At 73.0% G+C, this 18,137-nt stretch carries 17 protein-coding genes; 13 read left to right on the top strand and 4 right to left on the bottom strand.

Translation table 11 applies throughout. From position 1 onward, the window contains the following. Positions 1 to 14: 14 nt before the first annotated feature. The 6 genes from ABZY13_RS19090 (at position 15) to ABZY13_RS19065 (ending at position 7,073) form a co-directional block, all read left to right on the top strand. Entirely contained in the window at positions 15 to 1,832 is a 1,818-nt protein-coding gene (locus ABZY13_RS19090) for a beta-galactosidase (protein WP_356632135.1), read from the top strand. 155 nt (positions 1,833 to 1,987) lie between these two features. Continuing rightward, entirely contained in the window at positions 1,988 to 3,298 is a 1,311-nt protein-coding gene (locus tag ABZY13_RS19085; RefSeq protein ID WP_356632133.1) for an extracellular solute-binding protein, read from the top strand. A gap of 65 nt (positions 3,299 to 3,363) precedes the next feature. After that, positions 3,364 to 4,266, top strand: a complete 903-nt coding sequence (locus tag ABZY13_RS19080) for a sugar ABC transporter permease (RefSeq protein ID WP_356632131.1) — start codon at positions 3,364 to 3,366, stop codon at positions 4,264 to 4,266. 2 nt (positions 4,267 to 4,268) lie between these two features. Next, positions 4,269 to 5,186 carry a carbohydrate ABC transporter permease gene (locus ABZY13_RS19075; RefSeq protein WP_356632129.1) on the top strand — a complete coding sequence of 306 codons (918 nt, stop codon included), beginning with the start codon at positions 4,269 to 4,271 and terminating at the stop codon, positions 5,184 to 5,186. A gap of 74 nt (positions 5,187 to 5,260) precedes the next feature. Beyond that, positions 5,261 to 6,241 carry a hydroxyacid dehydrogenase gene (locus ABZY13_RS19070; protein WP_356632127.1) on the top strand — a complete coding sequence of 327 codons (981 nt, stop codon included), beginning with the start codon at positions 5,261 to 5,263 and terminating at the stop codon, positions 6,239 to 6,241. 100 nt (positions 6,242 to 6,341) lie between these two features. Next, positions 6,342 to 7,073, top strand: coding sequence for a hypothetical protein (locus ABZY13_RS19065; RefSeq protein WP_356632125.1), 732 nt, complete (start codon positions 6,342 to 6,344; stop codon positions 7,071 to 7,073). Positions 7,074 to 7,583: 510 nt separating this feature from the next. Here the strand turns inward: ABZY13_RS19065 and ABZY13_RS19060 are convergent. Together ABZY13_RS19060 and ABZY13_RS19055 are read right to left on the bottom strand one after the other, a co-directional pair. Next, the gene (locus tag ABZY13_RS19060; protein ID WP_356632281.1) at positions 7,584 to 7,919 is read right to left on the bottom strand and encodes a MazG-like family protein; all 336 of its coding nucleotides are present in this window, start codon (positions 7,917 to 7,919) and stop codon (positions 7,584 to 7,586) included. 138 nt (positions 7,920 to 8,057) lie between these two features. Continuing rightward, entirely contained in the window at positions 8,058 to 8,624 is a 567-nt protein-coding gene (locus ABZY13_RS19055) for a DoxX family membrane protein (protein WP_356632123.1), read from the bottom strand. A gap of 152 nt (positions 8,625 to 8,776) precedes the next feature. Between ABZY13_RS19055 and ABZY13_RS19050 the strand changes: the two genes are divergently transcribed. Both ABZY13_RS19050 and ABZY13_RS19045 read left to right on the top strand, forming a co-directional pair. After that, complete coding sequence (locus tag ABZY13_RS19050; protein ID WP_356632121.1) at positions 8,777 to 9,103, top strand: nuclear transport factor 2 family protein; 327 nt, start codon at positions 8,777 to 8,779, stop codon at positions 9,101 to 9,103. A 417-nt stretch (positions 9,104 to 9,520) separates the two neighbouring features. Then, positions 9,521 to 11,167 (top strand): alkaline phosphatase D family protein, encoded by a 1,647-nt coding sequence (locus ABZY13_RS19045; RefSeq protein WP_356632119.1) that lies wholly within the window; start codon positions 9,521 to 9,523, stop codon positions 11,165 to 11,167. On the opposite strand, the gene ABZY13_RS19040 is transcribed toward ABZY13_RS19045, so the two are convergent. Next, on the bottom strand, positions 11,154 to 12,263 hold the full coding sequence (locus tag ABZY13_RS19040; protein ID WP_356632279.1) for a Gfo/Idh/MocA family oxidoreductase: 1,110 nt from the start codon (positions 12,261 to 12,263) through the stop codon (positions 11,154 to 11,156). The two genes, ABZY13_RS19045 and ABZY13_RS19040, sit on opposite strands and share 14 nt — an antisense overlap. A 133-nt stretch (positions 12,264 to 12,396) precedes the next feature. Between ABZY13_RS19040 and ABZY13_RS19035 the strand changes: the two genes are divergently transcribed. From ABZY13_RS19035 to ABZY13_RS19025, 3 genes are all read left to right on the top strand, one after another. Continuing rightward, on the top strand, positions 12,397 to 13,725 hold the full coding sequence (locus ABZY13_RS19035; protein ID WP_356632117.1) for a multidrug effflux MFS transporter: 1,329 nt from the start codon (positions 12,397 to 12,399) through the stop codon (positions 13,723 to 13,725). Further along, complete coding sequence (locus ABZY13_RS19030; RefSeq protein ID WP_356632115.1) at positions 13,683 to 14,873, top strand: serine hydrolase domain-containing protein; 1,191 nt, start codon at positions 13,683 to 13,685, stop codon at positions 14,871 to 14,873. The genes ABZY13_RS19035 and ABZY13_RS19030 overlap by 43 nt, the downstream gene beginning before the upstream one ends. Before the next feature lie 270 nt (positions 14,874 to 15,143). Continuing rightward, positions 15,144 to 16,163 carry a small ribosomal subunit Rsm22 family protein gene (locus ABZY13_RS19025; protein ID WP_356632113.1) on the top strand — a complete coding sequence of 340 codons (1,020 nt, stop codon included), beginning with the start codon at positions 15,144 to 15,146 and terminating at the stop codon, positions 16,161 to 16,163. Here the strand turns inward: ABZY13_RS19025 and ABZY13_RS19020 are convergent, their stop codons facing one another. Further along, positions 16,164 to 16,364, bottom strand: a complete 201-nt coding sequence (locus ABZY13_RS19020; protein WP_356632111.1) for a DUF6243 family protein — start codon at positions 16,362 to 16,364, stop codon at positions 16,164 to 16,166. A gap of 139 nt (positions 16,365 to 16,503) precedes the next feature. On the opposite strand from ABZY13_RS19020, the gene ABZY13_RS19015 reads away from it, so the two are divergent. Further along, a complete protein-coding gene (locus ABZY13_RS19015; RefSeq protein WP_356632109.1) occupies positions 16,504 to 17,139 on the top strand; it encodes a TetR/AcrR family transcriptional regulator in 636 nt (211 codons plus the stop codon). A gap of 244 nt (positions 17,140 to 17,383) precedes the next feature. After that, positions 17,384 to 18,124, top strand: a complete 741-nt coding sequence (locus ABZY13_RS19010) for a bifunctional DNA primase/polymerase (protein WP_356632107.1) — start codon at positions 17,384 to 17,386, stop codon at positions 18,122 to 18,124. Positions 18,125 to 18,137: the final 13 nt, after the last annotated feature.

Genomic DNA, 18,137 nt, shown 5'->3' with positions numbered 1-18,137 from the left:
ACTGGAGAGCCCTCATGTTCGCCATCACACCCGGGGGTTTCTCCCTCGACGGCCGTCCGCTGCGCCTGCTCTCGGGGGCGCTGCACTACTTCCGCGTCCTGCCCGCGCAGTGGCCGCACCGGCTGCGGATGCTGCGCGCCATGGGCCTGAACACCGTCGAGACGTACGTGCCGTGGAACCTGCACGAGCCGCGCCCCGGCGCGTACGACTTCGACGGCATCGCCGACCTCGACCGCTTCCTGCACGCCACGCGGGAGGCGGGACTGCACGCGATCGTGCGGCCGTCGCCGTACATCTGCGCCGAGTGGGACAACGGCGGGCTGCCCTGGTGGCTGCTCGCCGACCCCGAGGTGCGCGCGCTGCGCTGCCGTGACGCGGGCTACCTCGCGCACGTGGACCGCTGGTACGACCGGCTCGTGCCGCTCCTCGTCCCGCACCAGGTCACGCACGGCGGCAACGTGCTGATGGTGCAGGTGGAGAACGAGTACGGCTCGTTCGGCACCGACACCGGGCATCTGCGGCACCTGGCCGACGGGCTGCGCGCGCGGGGGATCGACGTGCCGCTGTTCACCTCGGACGGCCCGGACGACTTCTTCCTGACCGGTGGCACGCTGCCCGGGAACCTGGCGACCGTGAACTTCGGCAGCCGCGCCGACGAGGCCTTCGCCTCGCTGGCCCGGCTGCGGCCGGACGACCCGGCGATGTGCATGGAGTTCTGGTGCGGCTGGTTCGACCACTGGGGCACCGAGCACGTGGTCCGCGACCCGCAGGACGCCGCCGGCACGCTCGCCGAGATCCTGCGGTCGGGCGCGTCCGTCAACGTCTACATGGCGCACGGCGGCACCAACTTCTCCACCTGGGCGGGCGCCAACACGGCCGATCCGGCCACCGGCGAGCGCTATCTGCCCACGGTGACCTCCTACGACTACGACGCGCCGATCGACGAACGGGGCGGCGTCACCGCGAAGTTCCACGCGTTCCGGAAGGTGCTGGAGCAGTACGCCGACGGGCCGGTGCCGGACCCCGAGCCGCCCGCGCCCCTGCTCCCGCCCGCGCGGATCGCCCTGACCGAGTCGCTGCGGCTGTTCGACGTCCTGGACGACCTGGCCGGCCCGGAGACCGAGTCCCCGTTGCCGCCCTCCTTCGAGGACCTCGGCGTCGGGCAGGGGCTGGTGCTGTACACCGGGCGGATACCGGGTCCCCGGCAGCCGTATCCGCTGTCGGTGCAGGGCCTGGCCGACCGGGCCCACGTCTACCTCGACGGGACGCCGGCCGGTGTCCTGGAACGGGACGCGACCGAGGCGGTGCCCGACGTCCCGGTGCCCGGGGCCGAGGGGACGCGGGTGGAGCTGCTCGTGGAGTCCATGGGGCGGATCAACTACGGGGCAGGGCTGGGCGAGCGCAAGGGCGTACGGCGGGTGCTGCACACCCAGCAGATCCTGCACGGCTGGCGGGCGCGGGCCGTGGAGCTGGGGCACGGGACGCCCGAGCGGCTGCGCTGGGACGCCTGCGGGCGGCCGGACGGCGCGGGCGGCGCGGGCGGCGCGGGCGGACCGCAGGGGCGGGGACCGGTGTTCCTGCGCGGTCGGCTGGACGTCCCCGAGCCCGCGGACGCGTATCTCGCGCTGCCCGGCGCCGGCAAGGGCTATGTGTGGGTGAACGGCTTCTGCCTGGGCCGCTACTGGTCCGCGCGCGGCCCGCAGCGCACGCTCTACCTGCCCTGGCCGCTGCTGCGCGCCGGCCGCAACGAGATCGTCGTACTGGAGCTGGACGCGGACGCGGGCACGGTCCCCGCGGCGGTCGAGACCCGGGACGCGCCCGACCTGGGCTGAGCCCGCATGTTCGTTTACCGTCACCGATCGGCGAAACGAACAAAACGAAGATCGAACACCGCTCATAATTGTTTGATTGTTCGTTTTCTATTGACTCTGATCGCACTTGGCCGAAAGATGTGCGTCATTCACATCGAGCTCCTCAGGAGTCAGCAATGAAGCCGTCCTCCCCCGCTCTCGCCGCCACGGCGGCGTGCCTCGCCCTCTTCGCCACCGCCTGCGGCGGCCAGGACCAGAGCGAGGCCGGCACCGGCACCGCCGAGAAGCCCGTCGAGATCACCTACTGGTCCTGGATGCCCGGGACCAAGGAGATGGCCGCCGAGTTCAACCGGACCCACGAGAACATCAAGGTCACGTTCTCCGAGATACCGGCGGGCCTCAACGGCGGCCACGACAAGCTGGCCAAGGCCGTCAAGGCCGGCAACGCCCCTGACGTCATCAATGTGGAGTACCAGTCCCTGCCCGACCTGGTCACCCAGGGCCTGCTCCGCGACTCCACGGCGGAGCTCGCCGAGGCCGTCGAGGGCTACGCCCCCGAGGCCGTGCGCAGCCTCGTCACCCTCGGCGGCAAGACCTGGGCCGCCCCCTACGACGTCGGCCCGCAGACCCTCTACTACCGCAAGGACCTGTTCGCCAAGTACGGCGTCGAGGTGCCCAAGACCTGGGACGAGTTCGAGGCCGCCGCCAAGAAGGTGAAGTCCGCCTCCGGCGGCAAGGCCCGCATCCTGGACTTCTGGGGCGACGACGTCGCCACCTGGGCCGGCCTCGCCCAGCAGGCCGGCGCCCGCTGGTACGGCTCGACCGGGGACGCCTGGAAGGTCGACATGACCGACGACGCCACCAAGAAGGTCGCCGGTTACTGGAAGGACCTGGTCAAGAACGACCTGGTGTACAACCACAAGGCCTGGAGCCCCGAGGCCACCAAGGCCGTCACCGACTCCCGGGCCATCGCCCTGATCGGAGCCTCCTGGAGCGCGGGCGGCATCAAGACGACGTACCCGAAGCAGGACGGCAAGTGGGCCGAGGCCCCGCTGCCGCACTGGGGCACGCCCGCCACCGGCGCCGTCGGCGGTTCGTCGTTCGCCCTGTCCAAGGACACCAAGAAGGCGGAGGCCGCGGCCGAGTTCGCCCTCTGGGCCACCACGAACGAGGCGGCCGTCAAGGCCCGGCTCGCCGCCGGCACCTCCAGCGGCCTGCCCGCCGCCGAGAAGCTGCGCGCCACCGCCAAGGAGTCCTTCGACGCCTCCTTCTTCGGCGGCCAGGACATCTACGAGGTCGCCGGCTCCCAGGTGCCCCTGATCGCCGAGGGCTGGGTGTGGAGCCCGGTGCACAACTCGACCTCGCTGACCCTGCAGACCGAACTCGGCAAGGCCCAGAAGACCGGCGAGTTCTGGTCGGCGTTCCAGGCGGGCCAGCGCTCCGCCGAGAAGTCGATCACCGACCGCGGGCTGAAGCTCGCCAAGTGACGTAACGCCCCGAGAGCCCGGCTCCCCCCGCGGAGCCGGGCCCGGAAGCAAGGAGCCCCCACCTCATGGCATCGACCCGGTCGGGCCGCGGACGGTACGCCGCGCCCGCCCTCTTCCTCGCCCCGTTCCTCTTCCTGTTCGCCGCCACGCTGCTCGCGCCGATCGGCTACGCGGTCTGGATGAGCCTGTACCGGGAGCAGTCGGCCTCCGGGCTCGGCTTCGGCGGCACGCAGACCCTGTTCGTCGGCATCGACAACTACCTGCGCGCCCTGGACGACCCGGACTTCCGCCGGGGATTCGGGCACATCGCGCTGTACTGCCTGATCTACATCCCGGTCATGGTGGGCGGCGCCCTGGCGCTGGCGCTCCTGGTCGACTCCGCGCTGGCCCGCGCCAAGCGGTTCTTCCAGCTGGCGTACTTCCTGCCGCACGCGGTGCCGGGACTGATCGCCGCGATCATGTGGGGCTTCCTGTACACCCCGGGGCTCAGCCCCGTCATCGACTTCCTGTCCGTCTTCGGCGCGGACTGGGACCTGCTCGGCCCCGACGCGGTCGTCTTCTCCATGGCCAACGCCGCCACCTGGCAGTGGATCGGCTACAACATGGTGATCTTCTACGCCGCCCTCCAGGCCGTGCCGCGCGAGACGCTGGAAGCCGCGGTGGTCGACGGAGCGGGCGAACTGCGCACCGCCTGGTCGGTGAAGATGCCGATGATCCGCTCCTCGGTCGTCCTGACCACGCTGTTCACCGCCGTCGGCGCGATCCAGCTGTTCAACGAACCCGAGGTGCTGCGCAGCCGGTCCTCCTCCATCTCGCCCGACTGGAGCCCGGTCATGTTCATCTACCAGGCCGCCTTCACCGAGCACGACTACGGACTCGCCGCCGCGGCGTCCCTGCTGCTCGCGGTGCTCGGTGCGCTGCTCTCCTTCGTCGTCACCAAGCTCGGCAACCGCTGGAAGGAGGCGTGACCATGGCCCTCGACACCGCCCCCGCCACCGCGCCCGCCCCCGAGGCCAAGGCGGCCCCGCCGCGCCCGTCGGCCCCGGTCCGCAGGTCCTCGTGGTCGTCCCGCGCCGTCGTCAACACGGTCCTGGCGATCGTCGCCGTCTACACCCTGATGCCGCTGAGCTGGCTGCTGGTCAACGCCACCAAGAACAACGGCGACCTGTTCGGCAGCCCCGGCTTCCGGCTCGGCGAGTTCAGCCTGTTCGGCAACATCGCCGACCTCTTCGCGTACCAGGACGGCCTGTTCGGCCGCTGGATGGCCAACAGCCTGCTGTACTCGGTGCTCGGCGCCCTCGTCTCCACCCTCATCTCCCTGCTCGCCGGGTACGCCTTCGCGACGTACTCCTTCCCCGGCCGGGAGAAGGTGTACGGGCTGGTGCTGCTCGGCATCCTGGTGCCGCCCACCGTCGTCTCCCTGCCGATGTACCTGCTCGCCTCCGAGGCCGGCCTCGTCAACACCTACTGGTCGGTGCTGATCCCGAGCCTGGTCAACCCCTTCGGCGTCTATCTGGCCCGGGTGTTCGCCGAGGCGTACGTGCCGCAGGAGACCCTGGAGGCGGCCCGCATGGACGGCGCGGGGGAGCTGCGGGTGTTCCGCTCGGTGGCCCTGCCGATGCTGTCGCCGGCCTTCGTGACCATCTTCCTGTTCACCTTCACCGGCAGCTGGAACAACTTCTTCCTGCCCCTGGTGATGCTGAACGACTCGTCCCTGTACCCGGTGGGCCTCGGCCTGTTCAGCTGGAACTCCGTCCTGCCGCAGGAGCCGCAGCTGTACGCGCTCGTCGTCACGGGCTCGCTGCTGTCGGTCGTGCCGCTCGCCGTCGCCTTCCTCACGCTGCAGCGTCACTGGCGTTCCGGCCTGACCGCGGGAGCCGTCAAGTGACCCCCCAGCCACCCAGCCCCTCTCAGCCCGCTCCGCCGCCGCTGACCCTCCGCCGTCCCCGCACGGTCCTGGCGATGGACGCGCCCGTCCACGAGGCGCTGTTCGACCGGGCGGCGCTCGACCGGCTGGCGGCGCTCGCCGACACCGATCCGTCCTACGTCGTCCAGGACTTCGCGGACCCGGGCGCGGCCGGCGTCCTCGCCGAGGCGGAGGTCCTGCTGACCGGGTGGGGCTGCCCGCCGCTGACCGGCGAGGCCCTGGCCCGGATGCCGCAGCTGCGCGCCGTGATCCACGCGGCGGGCTCGGTCAAGCACCACGTCACCGACGCCTGCTGGGAGCGCGGCATCACCGTCGCCTCGGCGGCCTCCGCCAACGCCCTGCCGGTGGCCGAGTACACGGTCGCCGCGATCCTCTTCTCCGGCAAGCGCGTCCTGCACGCCGCTCGCGTCTACCGCGAGAAGCGGACCTGGGTGAACGCCCTCGACGTGATCGGGACGGGCGGCAACCTCCGTCACACCGTCGGCGTCGTCGGCGCGTCCCGCATCGGACGCCGGGTGATCGAGCTGCTGCGGCCGTACGACCTGCGGGTGCTGGTCCACGACCCGTACGTCGGCGAGGACGAGGTGCGGGCCCTCGGGGCGGAGCCGGCCTCGCTGGACGTCCTGACGGAGTCCAGCGACACGGTCACCATCCACGCGCCCGAACTCCCCGAGACGCGCCACCTGTTCGACCGCCGTCGGCTCGCCCTCCTCCGGGACGGCGCGACCCTGATCAACACCGCGCGCGGCTCCCTGGTGGACACGGCGGCGCTGACGGACGAACTCCTCACGGGCCGCCTGAACGCGGTCCTGGACGTCACGGACCCGGAGATCCTGCCCCCCGACTCGCCCCTGTACGACCTCCCGAACGTCTTGCTCACTCCGCACATCGCGGGCTCCCTGGGCAACGAACTCGGCCGGATGACCCATGCCGCGCTGGACGAGCTGGAGCGGTACGCGAGCGGACTGCCGTACGCGGAGCCGGTGCACCCGGAACAGCTGACGCGCTCCGCGTGAGCCGGGCACCGCGAGGGCCGGGGCGCACGTCCCCCGGAAAAACCCGAGGCCCTCGCGGTGCCGGCCGGTGTACGGTTCCTGCGTTCGAAGGGGGACCGAAGTGGCGAAGCTGAACCAGATCATCGCTGTCGAAAAGGGTGTCAAGAGCAAGGCGCTCCAGGACATCACCGCCGCGCACCACAAGGTGCAGAAGCCCGCGCTGCTGGCCGGCATCTCGCGCACCTACCAGCCGAAGGACGAGGAGGGCGAGCAGCTGCCGCCCGAGTCCACGCGGGTGCAGGTGCAGGCCGAGGACGTGCTGCGGGAGATGTCCGCGTCGCTCACCCGGCTGTTCGACGTGACCGCCACCAAGGACTGGGCCAACTGCACGGCCCGCGCGGACGTCACGGTCGACGGGCGGACGATCGTCGCCGACGTCCCGGTCAGCTACCTCCTGTTCCTGGAGAAGCAGCTCACCGACCTGCACACCTTCGTCAAGAAGCTCCCCACCCTCGACGCCGCCGAGTCCTGGTCCCAGGACCCGTCCACGGACTGGTGGAAGACGGACCCGGTGCGCACGATCCGCACCAAGAAGGTCCCGCGCAACCACGTCAAGGCGGAGGCGACCGAGAAGCACCCGGCGCAGGTCGAGGTGTACTACGAGGACGTGCCGATCGGTTACTGGACGACCGTGAAGTTCTCCGGGGCCCTTCCGGCGCGGCGCGTCAACGAACTGGTGGAGCGGGTCGAGAAGCTCCAGCAGGCCGTGAAGTTCGCCCGCGAGGAGGCCAACGGCGCCGAGGTCACCGACCAGCGGGTCGGCGACGCGGTGTTCGGCTACCTGTTCGGCTGACGCCGGCCACGGGTAGCATCCATGATCGCCCCCGCGTGCGAGCGCGGGGGTGCGCGAAGGGCGCGGACCGGAAATGAGGCCCGGTTCGCGCGACGAGCGCAAGCTGACACTGAAGTTCAGCCTGAAGAAGCGGTGACAGTGGAGGTTCGAGTCCTCCCCCCGGCACAGCACCACCACCCACGGGCCGGGGTGGCCCAACATGGCAGAGGCAGCCGCGGTCAATCTCAGACTCTCGCTCCAGTCTCAGCATCGCCGCCGATCGCCGGATCGACCGAGGCCGGACGTACGCCGTCGGATGCGAGTTCGACTCTCGCCTGCACCTCTTGCACGGTGCGGTAGTTCAAAGGAAGAACACGACGGCATGACGACTGATCCGACCTCTTAAACGCCGCCGGCGTGCGCAATTGGGTGGCATCCCCAGGGGCCCGGGAGCTGGATACGACTCCCGGGCTCCGTCACGCGCGGGCGTGCGAGCAGACGCCCCGGCCGGCTGCCCCGAGCCGGCCGCTCTCAGCCGGCCGGCCCCAGCGAACGGGCCTTCACCTTCGCCAGGTGCGCGGCGAAGACCTGGTCGGGCTGCGGGGTCAGCGTGCGCAGGGCCACCAGTGCCGTGATCACCACGTCGCACAGCTCCGAGCGGACGTCGTCCCAGGTGTGGCTGTCGCCCTTGCGCGGGTTCTGGCCCGTCGCGCCGATCACCGCCTGCGCGACCTCGCCGACCTCCTCCGTCAGCTTCAGCATCCGCAGGAGCAGGGCCTTTGTCCCGTCGTGCCGACGGTTGTCCTCCAGCCAGTGCCACAGCTCGTCGACGGAGGTCCACAGATCGCCCGTGGAGAGGGCCGCCACCCGCTGTTCGCCGTCCGAGGGGGTGGCCGCGGCCTGTGGTGCGCCGGTCGCGGTCGGCCGCCGTTCGCCGTCCGCATCCGTGGCTCGCTGCGCGGCGTCCGCCGCCGTCACCCGCTCGTCGCCCGTCATACGGGCACCCTAGTCGTCCAACGACCCCTCGTCGGCCGTCGGCCGGCCGTTCGGCGACGCCGACTGCTGCTGCAGCTGCTTGTTGCGCAGGCCCACCACCGTCACCGTGGCCGCCGCCGCCATGCCGAGGGCCGCCGGGACCATCCAGCCGCGGTCCAGGGCGTGGCCGAGGGCGTGGTCGAGGGAGAGCCTGCCGGGGCCGCTGATCGCGAGGCCGGCCGCCGCCAGGCCCAGGGTCGCGGCGTACTCGTAGCCGCCCTCCTGGTTGAAGAAGCCGGCGGGCGTGTGCACGGCCGCCGCGCCGCCCATCGCGCCGGCCGCCGCCGCGCCCGCCGCCGGGGTGGCCAGGCCCATCGCCAGCAGCAGGCCGCCGCCGCACTCCGCGAGCCCGGCCGCCGTCGCGCTCGCCTTGCCGGGCCGGTAGCCGATGGACTCCATCCACTGGCCCGTCCCCTCGATGCCGCCCCCGCCGAACCAGCCGAACAGCTTCTGCGCGCCGTGCGCGGCCAGCACCCCGCCCGTCCCCAGCCGCAGCAGCAACAGACCCAGGTCGCGTCGGTCGTAGTACGTCGTCACGATGGCTCCCTCAATGGATCCGGATTCCGAATCGAATGGAATGGAACGAAATGGTCCGCAGCCTCTCCACCGTCGCACCCGGGTACCCGCCCGGCCCCTTCGGCAGGCCGTTCGGGTGGCGGGGTGCGGACCGCGGTGTTCGGCCGGCCGCCATGACCATCCAGACAGCCAAGCAACGCGACCCGGCCGTGCGCGCTTTCGTCACCGCTGTCGACAGCCATGACCGCGAGGGCTTCATGACCCTCCTCGCGCCGGGCGCGACCATGGCCGACGACGGCGCCGAACACGACCTCGCCGACTGGGTCGACCGTGAGGTCTTCTTCTCCCGCGGTCATCTGAAGGTCGACAACGAGTCCGACGGCGGCCGCCGCCTCATCGCCCGCCACCGCAACGACGCCTGGGGCGAGATGCGGACCCGGTGGAGCTCCGTCGTCGCGGAGGTCGGGCGGATCGCGCGGTTGGAGACCGGCCAGGCGTGACGGCGCCGGGCGCCGTCCAGCGCCCGGCGTCAACGCGTGGCGTGCGGCGGCCGTTCCGTGTCGGCCCGGTGCGTTCCCCGCGTCCCGCGCGAGGCCCACCCCCATCCGGTGCCCGGAACGGCCGCCGCCCTCCCCCCTCACGGTGGTTCGTGGAAAACCGTGCCCCAAGTGTGAAGTTCCTGTGGAGGGGTGTCGAGCATAAGGGCTCCATCGGCGGCGATGGTACGGATGGACGAATTCCGCTTGTGTGAATCGCTGCCCGGGCCCCCTGTGCGGGGGCCACCCTCGCCCGAGGCCGCGCCATCCGGAACTCACGCACCCGCCATGTGGGTGTCGTGCACCCGCCAAGCGCGTGTCGCTCCCGGCCACTCCAATCCCCCCTGAACGCAATCGACAGGTTCTTCAGGGGAGGACCGGATGACACCCGCTGCCCGTCACCCAGAGCACGCCCACGCGCCCGAACTGCGCGCCGCCGCGCGGCACATCGGACGCCGCCGCTTCCTGACCGCCACCGGCGCCGCCGCCGCGCTCGCGTTCGCCGTCAACCTGCCCACCGCCGGAGTCGCCGGCGCCGCCGAACTCGACGCCGCCCGCATCACCGAGAATCCCTTCACCCTCGGCGTCGCCTCCGGCGACCCCCTGCCCGGCTCGGTCCTGCTGTGGACCCGCCTCGCCCCCGCTCCCTACCAGCCCGACGGCGGCCTCCCGGCCGAACGCGTCACCGTCCACTGGGAACTGGCCCGCGACGAGCACTTCCGCCGCCCCGTCAGACGCGGCGCCGCCCATGCCCACCCCGAGTTCCACCACACCGTGCACGTCGAGGTCGACCACCTCGAACCCGGCCGCGTCTTCTACTACCGCTTCCGCGTGGGCCGTTGGATCAGCGAGACCGGCCGCACCCGCACCGCGCCCGCGGCCCGCGAGCAGGTCTCCGCGCTCACCCTGGCCGCCGTCTCCTGCCAGGCGTACCACGACGGCTACTTCACCGCGTACGGTCATCTCGCCGCCGAGGACGTCGACGTCGTCTTCCACCTCGGGGACTACCTGTACGAGTACGCGGTGAACTCCGTCGGCGGTAACCGCAATCACACCGACCGGACCCTGCCCGCCCTGTTCAACCGGGAGACGGTGACCCTGGAGGACTACCGCCTGCGGTACGCCCTCTACAAGACCGACCCCGACCTGCGCGCCGCGCACGCCGCGCACCCCTTCGTCGTCACCTGGGACGACCACGAGACCGAGAACAACTACGCGGGCGACATCCCCGAGAACGACGTCCCGCCGGAGGAGTTCCTGCTGCGCCGGGCCTCCGCCTACCGCGCCTACTGGGAGAACCAGCCGCTGCGCCGCCCGCAGCGCCCCGAGGGCCCGGACATGCGGCTGTACCGCCGGCTGGTCTGGGGCGACCTCGCCCAGTTCGACATCCTCGACACCCGGCAGTACCGCACCAACCAGGCCCAGGGCGACGGCGCCCGCGTCCCCGGACCCGAGGTCGACGACCCGGCGCGCACCATGACCGGCGAGACGCAGGAGCGGTGGCTGCTCGACGGCTGGCAGGCGTCGCGGGCGCTGTGGAACGTCGTACCGCAGCAGGTCGTCTTCTCCCAGCGCAAGTTCGACCTGACCAGCCCCTCGCGCGTGTCGATGGACGCCTGGGACGGCTACCGCGCCTCGCGCCGCCGGGTGCTGGACGGCGCGCGGGCGGCCGGCGTGGAGAACCTGATGATCCTCACCGGCGACGTGCACGTCGGATACGCCTTCGACGTCAAGGAGGACTTCGACGACCCGGCCTCCCGGACCGTGGGCACGGAGATCGTGGCGACCTCCGTCTCCAGCGGCCGGGACGGCACGGAGCGGCCCGCGAACTGGCAGACGTACCTGACCGCCAACCCGCACCTGCGCTTCTACGACGGGCGGCGCGGCTATGTGACGGTCGGGCTGGGGCGTGAGCGGGCGCGGGCCGACTTCCGGACGGTGCCGTACGTGACCCGGCCCGGGGCGCCGGTCACGACGGCCGCGTCCTTCGTGACGGAGGCGGGGGCGCCGGGGCTCAGGCAGGTGTGAGCCGCGGCGCGGCGTCCCCGCCGGGGGAGTCCTCGGCGGGGACGCCGCCTCCGGGGGAGCCGTCGGCGGGGGAGTCCCCGGCGGGGGCCGTCCCGCCCCCGTGCTCGCCCGGGTAGCGGACGCCGATGCGGTCCCGGATCGCGTCGAGCGTCCGCATCACGGCGAGCGAGCCGTCCAGCGGGACCAGCGGGGACTCGGTCTCGCCGGCCCGCAGCGCGCGCATCACCTCACGCGCCTCATACTTGAAGCTGGTGTGCGGGTCGGCGGCCGGGTCGTGGACGAACCGCTCGGGCTCCCGGCCGGGGCGGTGCAGTACGAAGCGGTCGGGGTGGAAGAAGCCGTTCGGGATGTCGATCCGGCCGCGCGAGCCCGTGACCGAGGCGACCACGGGCAGATCGCCGTTGATGGAGCAGTGCACCGTGGCGAGAGCGCCACTCTCCCAGGAGAGCACTGCTCCGGTCTGGAGATCGACGCCCTCGTCCGAGAGCACCGCTCTCGCCACGACGTCCGACGGCTCACCGAGCAGCAGCTGCGCGAACGACACCGGATACACCCCGAGGTCCAGCAGCGCGCCCCCGCCCTGCAGCGGGTCCCGCAGACGGTGCGACGGCGGGAACGGCCCCGCGATCCCGAAGTCCGCCTGCACCGTGCGCACCTCGCCGATCGCCCCGCCGTCCACCAGCTCCTTCACCCGCCGGATCAGCGGGTTGCAGTACATCCACATGGCCTCCATCAGGAACCGGCCCCGCTCCCGAGCCAGCGCCACCAGCTCCCGCGCCTCGCCCAGGTTGAGCGTGAACGGCTTCTCCAGCAGCACGTTCCGCCCCGCCGCCAGGCACAGACCGGCCGCCGTCCGGTGCGCGACGTGCGGAGTGGCGACGTACACCACGTCCACGTCCTCGTCCCGGGCCAACGCCTCCCAGTCGCCGTACGCCCGCGCCACCCCGAACCGCTCCGCGAACGCCCGCGCCGAGTCCTCCGTCCGCGAGGCGACCGCCACGACCTCCGCGTCCGGCAGATCCACCAGATCCGCCGTGAACCTCGCGGCCATCCCGCCCGTCGCGAGAATTCCCCACCGCACCGCGTCCTGCGTCATGACCCGCCCACCCTCGTCGTTCGACATCCCGCACGCCGCTCCCGGCGCGCGTCCGGCACCGCCGATCACCGGCACCGGCACCGGCTCCGAGCTGAGAGCATAGGGAGCGCACAGTACGAAGAGGGAGGGGCACATGCCCGAAGGGGCGCCGATACCGGACCTGTCTCAGGCGACCGCACCGAAGGCGCGGCCGCCGGTCGGCGCACCGCGCCGCAGCACCGGCCCACTGCTCACCCTGGTCCTCGGCGGGCTCACCGCCACCCTGCCGCTGGCCATGGACATGTATCTGCCGGCGCTGCCGGACGTCACCGAGTCCCTGCGCGCACCCGCCGCGACCGTGCAGCTCACGCTCACCGCGTGCCTGGCCGGCATGGCCCTCGGCCAGCTCCTGGTCGGCCCGATGAGCGACCGCTGGGGCCGCCGCCGGCCGCTGCTCGCGGGCATGCTGGTCTACATCGTCACCACCGCCCTGTGCGTGGTGGCCCCGACCGTCGAGGCGCTGGTCGTCTGCCGGCTCGCGCAGGGCCTGTCGGGCGCGGCCGGCCTGGTCATCGCCCGCGCGATCGTCCGCGACCTGTACGAGGGCGTGGCGATGGCCCGCCTCTTCTCCTCCCTCATGCTGATCTCCGGCGTCGCCCCGATCGTCGCGCCGGTGGTCGGCGGCCAGATCCTGCGCGTCACGGACTGGCGGGGCGTCTTCGTGGTCCTCACCGTCCTCGGGGTGCTGCTGACCGTGGTGGTGTGGGCGCGGCTGCCCGAGACGCTGCCGCCCGCGGAACGCCACACGGGCGGCGTGGGCGAGGCCCTGCACTCCATGCGCCGCCTCCTGGCCGACCTGCCCTTCACCGGCTACATGCTCACCGGCGGCTTCACCTTCGCCACGCTGTTCGCCTACGTCTCGGCCTCGCCGTTCGTCGTCCAGGAGATCTACGGCGCCTCCCCGCAGACCTTCAGCCTGCTGTTCGGCCTGAACTCCATCGGGCTGGTGGCCGCCGGTCAGATCAGCGGCAAGGTGCTGGTCGGCCGGGTGTCGCTGGAGCGGGTGCTGGGCGGCGCGCTCGCCGTGATCGTGGCCTCGGTGACCGCCCTGCTGCTGATGACGCTGGGCGTCTTCGGCGACACGGGGCTGGTCCCGGTCGCGACCGCGCTGTTCGTCATGATGACCGCGATGGGCTTCGCCCTGCCCAACTCCCAGACTCTCGCCCTGCTGCGGGTCAAGCACTCCGCCGGTTCGGCCTCGGCGCTGCTCGGCACCACGGGCTTCCTGATCGGCGCGGTCGCCTCCCCGCTCGTCGGGATCGCCGGCGAGCACACCGCCGTGCCCATGGCGGTCGTCCAGGTCGTCTCCATACTGGTGGCGGTGGGCTGCTTCGTGGGGCTGTGCCGCCCCTGGCGGGCGCGCTCGGGCGAGGGCATCCTGTGTGCCGGGTCCGCCGCCGAGACCGTGAGGGAGGAGAGCTGAGCGCGCCGAAACTGCGGGTCGGCACACCGGAACGCGCCGGACTCGACCCCGGCGAACTCCAGCGCCTCGTCCTGGAGGTACGGGATCTGACGGCCGGGCGGCGGCCCTGGGCGGCCGGCGCCGTCGTCGTCGCCGGGCGCGGCCCGGTGCTCGCGGTGGCGGAGGCCGCAGGGTACGCGGTGCGGTACGCGGCCTACGACCCCGAGACGGGCACCGGCGTCGAACTGCCGCCGGAGCAGCGGGTGCCGGCGACCGTCGCCACCCCCTTCGACCTGGCCTCGCTCACCAAGCTGTTCACCGCCGTCGCGGCCGTGCAGCAGATCGAGCGCGGCACGCTCGGCATCGACGCCAGGGCGGGCGCGTATCTGCCCGACTTCCGAGCCGCCGCCGAACACGGGATCACCGTACGGCAGTTGCTCACCCACACCTCCGGCCTGCGCCCCGAACTGCCGCTGTACGACTGCGTCAGCGCGGCCGAGCGGCTGCGGCTGCTGCGCGACGAGGCGCCGGCCGGTGAACCGGGCACGTACCGCTACTCGGACCTGAACATGCTGCTCCTCCAGCACGTTCTGGAGCGCATCACCGGCCGCCCGCTCGACGTCCTGATCCGGGACGGCATCACCCGCCCGCTCGGCATGACCTCGACCCGCTTCGGCCCCTGCCCGGACGCGGCGGCGACCGAGGACCAGCGCCGGCCCTGGGCGAAGACCGACCGGGGCATGGTGCGGGGCGTCGTCCACGACGAGAACGCCTGGGCGCTGGGCGGGGTCGCCGGGCACGCGGGCCTGTTCTCGACCGGGCGGGACCTGGCGGTGTTCTGCCGGGCGCTGCTCGCGGGCGGCTCGTACGGGCCGGCGCGCATCCTCGGGCCGGACTTCGTGGAGCTGCTGCTGACGCCGCCGGGGCTGGGGTTCGCGCTGGACCAGCCGTGGTTCATGGGCGAGCTGGCGGGGCGGGGGGCGGCCGGGCACACCGGGTTCACCGGGACCTCGCTGGTGCTGGACCGGGCGACGGACACGTTCCTCGTGCTGCTGGCCAACACCGTGCACCCGTGCCGACGGGCCCCGGACAGCCGCCCGCGCGCGGCGGCGGCCACACGGGTGGCCCGGGCGATACGGGGGACCGGGGCGGCGGCGGGGGCCGGTTAGAGGGCCGACCGGTCGGAGGGCGGGCTCCGTGGCCGGCGCGGGGACTGGTTCCGCGGCCGGCTGGGCGAGCGGTTCCCGGACCGACCTCGGCGATCCGCTCCGCGGCCGGCTGGGCGTCCGGTTCCCGGACCGGCTCGGCGACCGGGGTTCCGGGACCGGCTCGGCGACCGGGGTTCCGGGACCGGCTCGGCGACCGGGTTCCGGGACCGGCTCGGCGACCGGGTTCCGGGACCGGCCCGGGGGCCTGGGGGAACCTGAGAGAATCGGACGGTGAACGTCCACGCCCCCCTGTCCTCCGCCCCGGCGTCCCCGGCCGAGTCCCTGCGCACCGCCCTCGCGGCGCTGCTCGACGGACTGCCGCCCAAGCAGGCCGCGCAGGCCGTGGAGCGGCTGATCGCCAGCTACCGGGGGGCGACCCCGACCGACGCGCCGATCCTGCGGGACCGCGCGGACGTCGCCGCGTACGCCGCCTACCGGATGCCGGCGACGTTCGAGGCGGTGCGCTCGGCGCTGGAGGCGTTCGCGGCGGCCGTGCCCGGCTGGACGCCCGGCGGTCAGGTGGACGTCGGCGGCGGGACCGGGGCGGCGATCTGGGCGGCCACCGCCGTCTGGGACGGGATGCGGCCGGTGACCGTGCTGGACTGGGCCGAGCCCGCGCTCGCGCTGGGACGGGAGCTCGCCGCCGCCAACCCGGCGCTGCGGGACGCCCGCTGGCAGCGCTCACGCATCGGAGCGGCGCTCACCCTGGAGAGCACTGATCTCGTCACGGTGTCGTACGTCCTCAACGAACTGCCCGCCGCCGACCGCGCCGCCCTGGTCGACGCCGCCGCCGGCGCCGCGCAGGCCGTCGTCGTGGTGGAACCCGGCACCCCCGACGGCTACGCCCGCGTCATCGAGGCCCGCGACCGCCTGATCGGCGCCGGTTTCCGCGTCGCCGCGCCCTGCCCGCACAGCGCCGCCTGCCCCATCGCCCCCGGCGCGGACTGGTGCCACTTCTCGGCGCGGGTCAGCCGTTCCTCCCTGCACCGTCAGGTCAAGGGCGGTTCGCTGCCGTACGAGGACGAGAAGTTCGCGTACGTCGCCGCCACCCGCCTCCCCGTCGCCCCCGCGCCCTCCCGCGTCGTGCGCCGCCCGCAGATCCGCAAGGGCCAGGTCCTGCTCGACCTGTGCGAGACCGGCGAGCAGCTCGGCCGCACGACGGTCACCAAGCGCCACGGCGACCTCTACAAGGCCGCCCGCGACGCCGACTGGGGCGACGCCTGGCCCCCGGAGACCGACGCCGCCCGCTGATCACGACGCGGAGCCGGTACCCTCCGCGCCCCCGGCGCGCTTCTCCTGCAGCCTGCGCAGCAGCTCCCGCTTCTGCGCCTGCGCGTCGGCGCCCGCGCCGCCGGTGCGCGCGCCCCGGCCGCCGCCCCGCAGGGCGTCACGGCCGAGATGGCGCCGTGTGCCGCCGACGCCCAGCATGTTTCCGTTTCCGCCCCGGGCCATGGCCGACTCCTCTGCTCGTTGCCTGTTCTCGCTTCACTTCACGTCACGCCACTCCTGAACGAGACGTATCGTCTCGCAATCGCGACCCCACCACCATCAAGCGAGACGCACCGTCTTGTCAACCTGATAGATTCGCCCCATGGCACAGAAGTCCGCCCCCGACTCCACCCGCCGCAGCGAACGCTCCCGGCGCGCGATCTACGACGCCGCCCTGGCCCTCGTCGGCGAGATCGGCTACTCCAGGACCACGATCGAGGGCATCGCCGCGCGCGCCGGCGTCGGCAAGCAGACGATCTACCGCTGGTGGACGTCCAAGGCCGACGTCCTGCTGGAGGCCTTCCTCGACCTCGGCGAACAGGCCGCCGAGCAGGCCGCACGGGCCGACGGCGCCGACCCCGGCGCCGAGTACGCCATCCCCGACACCGGCGACCTCGCCGCCGACCTCAAGTACGTCCTGCGCGCCACGGTGGACGAACTCCTCGACCCCCGCTTCGAGGCCCCCTCCCGCGCGCTGGCCGCCGAGGGCGTCGTCAGCGAGGAGATCGGCCGGGTCTTCGTCGCCCGGCTTCTCGAACCCCAGCTCCAGCTGTACGTGCGCCGGCTGCGCGCCGCCCAGGAGGCCGGCCAGGTCCGCCCCGAGGTCGATCCGCGCATCGCCCTGGAGTTGTTCGTCTCCCCGCTCGCCCAGCGCTGGCTCCAGCGGACGGCGCCGATCTCCCACGAGTACACCGACACCCTGGTCGACTACGCCCTGAACGGACTCGCGCCCCGGTAGAGACCGGCCGGACCGGACCCCGGCGGCACCGCCCACAAGGCGTCGGCGGGGCATCGGCGGGGCGTCGGCGGGGACGTCAAATCCCGCCAAAGTACCCGACAGCGCGTGATCCCCGTGTGGATTCCGTCTCCTCCCACCCTTCCCGGTTGGGGACTGTGGCCCCCCGGAGCGCAGGATGGTGCGACCATGGGACGTGCCGGCCGCTCGCGGCGGGCACCCGTTCCACAGCGAGGCGAGGGGATAGATGAGCGCGCAGTTCGGCGGCCGGTCCGGCCGGCAGGGCAAGATCTCCCAGTGGCTGCGCGGACGTCGGCCCAAGGAGGACGCCGCCGACGACGGCGGACGCGAGGCCCTGCTGCTGGCCGCCGCCGGAGCGGGACTGCCGTTGGCGCCCGCCGCGCACCCGGCCCCCGGCTACCGCTGTTCCTGCGACCGCGTCGGCTGTCCCACGCCCGCCCGGCACCCGGTGTCGTTCGCCTGGCAGACGCAGTCCACCACCGACCGCGCCCAGATCGAGCGCTGGGCCCGCCACCAGCCGCAGGCCAACTTCATCACCGCGACCGGCATGGTGCACGACGTGCTCGACGTGCCGCTGGAGGCCGGCCGGGAGGCGCTGGAGCGGCTGCTCGCGGCGGGCGTCGACGTCGGCCCGGTCGCCGCCAGCGACGACGGCCGGATGCTGTTCTTCACCCTCACCCGCGGCACCCCCGAGGACGAGGACGAGTGGTGGCCCTGCGAGCTGGACTGCCACCCCGAGACGATGGACGAGCACCCCGGACTGCGCTGGCACTGCCGGGGCTCCTACGTCCTCGTGCCGCCCGCCCGGCTCCCCGGCGACGACGACCGCTGCGTCCACTGGGTACGCGGGCCCGAGCACGCCCTGCCCGACCCGCTGACCCTGCTGGAAGTCCTCACCGACGCCTGCGCCCGGCACGCCGGCACGGACGCCGACCAACAGGGCGCCGCCTGGCCGCTGCGCCGCTGAACTCCCGCGGTAC

Origin of the sequence: Streptomyces sp. NPDC006610 (assembly GCF_040611575.1) — a bacterium.
Taxonomy (GTDB): Bacteria; Actinomycetota; Actinomycetes; order Streptomycetales; family Streptomycetaceae; genus Streptomyces.
This window is presented reverse-complemented; position numbering and strand designations above follow the sequence as displayed.

What these genes read in the sequence shown, in the direction of transcription:
- ABZY13_RS19090 (WP_356632135.1), top strand. Translation starts at nt 15, where the DNA reads ATGTTCGCCATCACACCCGGGGGTTTCTCCCTCGACGGCCGTCCGCTG.
- ABZY13_RS19085 (WP_356632133.1), top strand. Translation starts at nt 1,988, where the DNA reads ATGAAGCCGTCCTCCCCCGCTCTCGCCGCCACGGCGGCGTGCCTCGCC.
- ABZY13_RS19080 (WP_356632131.1), top strand. Translation starts at nt 3,364, where the DNA reads ATGGCATCGACCCGGTCGGGCCGCGGACGGTACGCCGCGCCCGCCCTC.
- ABZY13_RS19075 (WP_356632129.1), top strand. Translation starts at nt 4,269, where the DNA reads ATGGCCCTCGACACCGCCCCCGCCACCGCGCCCGCCCCCGAGGCCAAG.
- ABZY13_RS19070 (WP_356632127.1), top strand. Translation starts at nt 5,261, where the DNA reads ATGGACGCGCCCGTCCACGAGGCGCTGTTCGACCGGGCGGCGCTCGAC.
- ABZY13_RS19050 (WP_356632121.1), top strand. Translation starts at nt 8,777, where the DNA reads ATGACCATCCAGACAGCCAAGCAACGCGACCCGGCCGTGCGCGCTTTC.
- ABZY13_RS19045 (WP_356632119.1), top strand. Translation starts at nt 9,521, where the DNA reads ATGACACCCGCTGCCCGTCACCCAGAGCACGCCCACGCGCCCGAACTG.
- ABZY13_RS19040 (WP_356632279.1), bottom strand. Translation starts at nt 12,263, where the DNA reads ATGACGCAGGACGCGGTGCGGTGGGGAATTCTCGCGACGGGCGGGATG.
- ABZY13_RS19035 (WP_356632117.1), top strand. Translation starts at nt 12,397, where the DNA reads ATGCCCGAAGGGGCGCCGATACCGGACCTGTCTCAGGCGACCGCACCG.
- ABZY13_RS19020 (WP_356632111.1), bottom strand. Translation starts at nt 16,364, where the DNA reads ATGGCCCGGGGCGGAAACGGAAACATGCTGGGCGTCGGCGGCACACGG.
- ABZY13_RS19015 (WP_356632109.1), top strand. Translation starts at nt 16,504, where the DNA reads ATGGCACAGAAGTCCGCCCCCGACTCCACCCGCCGCAGCGAACGCTCC.
- ABZY13_RS19010 (WP_356632107.1), top strand. Translation starts at nt 17,384, where the DNA reads ATGAGCGCGCAGTTCGGCGGCCGGTCCGGCCGGCAGGGCAAGATCTCC.